The 3851-nt window shown below is 53.7% G+C and carries 2 protein-coding genes and 2 pseudogenes; 2 read left to right on the plus strand and 2 right to left on the minus strand.

Translation table 11 applies throughout. The features are described from left to right. A pseudogene (locus CO667_RS34330) lies at positions 1-803 on the minus strand (IS3 family transposase); the annotation flags it as partial. Positions 804-881: 78 nt separating this feature from the next. On the opposite strand from CO667_RS34330, the gene CO667_RS34335 reads away from it, so the two are divergent. Next, positions 882-1714, plus strand: a protein-coding gene (locus CO667_RS34335; RefSeq protein ID WP_239621145.1) for an IS5 family transposase whose coding sequence is annotated in 2 segments (ribosomal slippage) — positions 882-1098 and positions 1098-1714 — 834 coding nt in all. Because the reading frame shifts where the segments join, the coding sequence is not laid out codon by codon here. 21 nt (positions 1715-1735) lie between these two features. Here the strand turns inward: CO667_RS34335 and CO667_RS34340 are convergent. Further along, a pseudogene (locus tag CO667_RS34340) lies at positions 1736-1954 on the minus strand (transposase); the annotation flags it as partial. A gap of 443 nt (positions 1955-2397) precedes the next feature. Between CO667_RS34340 and nodD2 the strand changes: the two are divergent. After that, positions 2398-3342, plus strand: coding sequence for a transcriptional regulator NodD2 (nodD2, locus tag CO667_RS34345; RefSeq protein WP_096772353.1), 945 nt, complete (start codon positions 2398-2400; stop codon positions 3340-3342). The last annotated feature ends 509 nt before the right edge of the window (positions 3343-3851 follow it).

The following is a 3851-nucleotide window of genomic DNA, read 5'->3' on the forward strand; positions in this document are numbered from 1 at the left end:
ATTGTAGTATCTACGCCAATCCTCCATCTTTTCGCGGGCATCCGCAAGGGTCAGGAACCAATGCTGGTTCAGGCATTCTGCACGGAAGCGGCCATTGAACGCTTCGATGAAAGCATTATCAGTTGGCTTGCCGGGGCGTGAGAAGTCCAACGTCACGCCCTTGGAATAGGCCCACAAGTCCAAGTCGCGCGACACGAACTCCGTCCCTTGGTCGACACGGATCGTTTTCGGATAGCCGGCTTTTTGGCACACCCGTTCAAGGGTTTGCACAACGTCTTCGCCTCTATAGCTATGACGTGGATCAAGCACCGGCACGTAGCGCGAGAAGGTGTCGACCACCGTCAGCACGCGCAGTTTCTTACCCGTTGCGAGTTGGTCGTGAACGAAGTCCATCGCCCAGACGTCGTTGGGTCCGACGGCCATGTGCCGATCCTCGCGAAGCTTGGCTTTTACCCTCCGCTTCGGTGTCTTGTTCCGCAACTGTAGCCCCAAGTCCCCGTAAATGCGGTAAGTTCACTTGATGTTGGTGCCCCAACCCTCGCGTTCCAACAGCACATGCACGCGGCGATAGCCGTACCGCACACGGATCTCGCAGATCTCGCGAATACGACGTTCCAGACCGGCCTGATCAGTACGGCGAGAGGTATAGTGGTGAGTTGATCGATCGAAGTTCAACGCTCCACAAGCACGCCGGATCGAGATCGCCCAATCGCGGCACATGCCTTTCACCATCTCCCGCTTCCGAGCAGGCCTCAGAGCTTTCGGCGGATGACATCCTGCAACATCTCGCGGTCCAGCGTTAGAGGCTGCCCCAAAAAGATTTGAGTGATTTCAGCCAGTTGTGATTCCTTCGGATTTGCGAAGATTCGATGGAGTGCACAATGGCCTGGACTGAAACCACCCGACGGCAATATGTCCGTCGGACGAGCCGATATGCAAGCGATGTTACCGATCGCGAATGGGAATTTATTGCGCCGTTCATGCCCGCGCCACGGCGTCTGGGCCGGCCACGCAAGACCGATCTGCGCGAGGTTTTAAACGCCCTTCTCTATATCGCTTCGACAGGCTGCCAGTGGCGGATGCTGCCGAAGGACTTTCGCCCTGTTCAACGGTGCAGCGGTATTTCTATGAATGGCGGGCAATGGGTCTTTGGCCACGGATCAACCATCACCTCGTCATGGAGGCGCGGGAGCTGGATGGGAAAGAAGCTTCACCGACGGCTGGCGCCATCGACAGCCAAAGCGTCAAGACGACTGAAAGCGGTGGTATTCGGGGCTTTGACGCTGGCAAGAAGATCAAGGGCCGCAAGCGCCACATCATTGTCGATACGCTCGGGCTGATGGTTGGTCTCGTGGTGCACAGCGCTGATATACAGGACCGCGACGGGGCTCCCGATCTTCTGAAGTCCATCCGCAACCGATGGCCGTGGCTCCTTCATGTCTTCGCCGATGGCGGCTATGCGGGCGACAAGCTGAAAAAGCGGCTGCAGAAAATAGGAAAATGGACACTCGAAATCATCAAGCGTACCGACAAGGCCAAGGGTTTCGAAATCCTGCCGCGCCGCTGGGTCGTCGAACGGACGTTTGCGTGGTTGGGTCGATGCCGCAGGCTGGCCAAGGACTTCGAGACATCCATCGCTTCAGCAGAAGCCTGGATAACCATCGCTCACATCCGAATGCTCACCAGGCGGCTGGCAAGATACGGATATCGTTGAAACCTTTTCGAGTCCGACTCTTAGATCCGCGACGATCTTCTTCAGGCGCGAATTCTCTTCCTCGAGCTGCTTCAACCATTTCATCTCCGGTGGCAGCATGCCCGCGTATTTTTTCTTCCAGTTGAAATAAGTCGCCTGGCTGATCCCCGCCTTCCTGCAGATTTCAGCAACCGACACGCCTTCATCACCTTGCTTCAGAATGAACGCCTTCTGAGCGTCCGAAAACTGCGATGCTTCCATCGTCTTCTGGTCCTTTCCCAGCCAGGAAAATGCACCGGAAAACTCTAACCAAAATTGGTCCAGTTTGAAGGGTTCAGATCAAATTCTCAGTGGCAGGTCAACGCCACCATATCTTGAACATGCTTCCAAATAGAAGGAGCCCGCCAGTCGATAGCCAGCGTACGGCAAAGCCTCTCCGGTATCGCGATATGATGAACCTACTTCCGCCCATTCCGTTCACTAGCGAATGTTATGTCGCTCGGTGACGCCGCTCCACATCGCCTATTGCTAAGGCGCCTTTCCATACTTAAATTAGACTATCTGCAACTATAACGTCTATCGTAACTATGCACGCTACTTAATAGATCATCGACGAACCTTCATTGGAGCTAGGCTGGAAGGTTCTGTACTGGAAAACTTGATTGTTTGGATATAAAATATCCGTTGTTTGGATGTGACTAAAGATGCGTTTCAAGGGCCTTGATCTAAACCTGCTCGTTGCACTGGACGCGCTCACGACCGAGCGCAACCTAACGGCTGCCGCACGTAGTATCAATCTAAGTCAGCCAGCCATGAGTGCCGCCATTGGCAGGCTGCGGGACTATTTCCGCGACGAATTGTTTACAATGAATGGTCGAGAACTTCGGCTGACGCCACGCGCCGAAGGACTTGCCTCGGCAGTGCGCGAAACTCTCTTGCAAGTACAATGCTCAATCATCTCTTGGGAGCCATTTAACCCGTCGAAGTCTGACAGATGCTTTAGAATAGTTCTGTCCGATTTCATGATGCTGATATACTTCAATAAAATCATTGAGCGCGTTGCTCGAGAAGCGCCCGGAGTCAGCTTCGAGTTGCTGCCTTTAGATAGTGATCCGTACGAAATGCTTAGCCGCGGTGACGTCGATTTCCTCATACTGCCTGAATTTTTTCTCTCGGGCGCACACCCGAGCGCAAAGCTGTTCACAGAGAAATTTGTATGCGTAGCCTGTTCGACAAATGTGGACCTACCTTCAGCGCTGACGATCGAGCAATATGTTTCCATGGGACACGTCGCTGCCGCGTTTGGGCGCTTTTTGAAGCCATCGGTCGAGGGCTGGTTCTTGCTCGAGAATGGGATTCAGAGGCGGGTGGAGGTCGTCGTGCAAGGGTTTAGCTTAATACCATCAGTCCTGCGTGGCACGAAACGCATAGCTAACCTACCGCTTCGCTTAGTCGAGCATTACGAAAGTACTTTTCCTTTGCGGATCATCAACCTTCCGTTACCGCTTCCCGTCTTCACCGAAGCTGTTCAATGGCCAGCGCTACATAATGCCGATCCAGGGAGCATCTGGTTTAGGGAGATATTGGTTGAGGAAGCTTCCCATATGATTTCCTCCAACGCACTTAAAATACATGGCTCGCTGCAATAATCCGGTTCCTGACGGAGGTTCCTGCTTGAGTACGATCTGCCGAATCCGAACAAGTTCAACTAACGCGGAGAATTCGCGGCCGACGCCGAAGTCATGATACTGCACCCACTAAACAGGCGTTTCAGAGCCCAAACGCATGAAAATTCACAGTGGGGCGCTCGCATTGGATCGCTGAGGAAGCCGCGGTTAGAAAGGCTGCTATCATAAACTAGTTTAGAATTCGGCGATCCAATCGCCTGTGAAGCGGTTAAACGCGAACATTGGCCACATTCCCGAGGCCTCCGTCCCTGCTTACGTAGGAGCAGCGTCCGAGCTTAGGAGATGCCACCAAAAACCAAGAACCATCAGAAACGAACAATACCAGCAATTGTGGTCCCCCAGCACCCTTCGCTTTGCCGCCGAAGGTGCTAGACCGCAGGTCGCGCAATCGTCGTAAGCGTCCGGCGAATGCATTTTTTGCGTCAACGAGGCACGGTTTAGGACTTGCGGATTAGCTCATCTGCCATGAC

The sequence above is a fragment of the Rhizobium sp. L43 genome, assembly GCF_002531725.1.
Taxonomy (GTDB): domain Bacteria; phylum Pseudomonadota; class Alphaproteobacteria; order Rhizobiales; family Rhizobiaceae; genus Rhizobium.

Bases quoted from the DNA above. Each gene is read 5' to 3' on its own strand.
- nodD2 (WP_096772353.1), top strand. From the start codon at position 2,398: ATGCGTTTCAAGGGCCTTGATCTAAACCTGCTCGTTGCACTGGACGCG.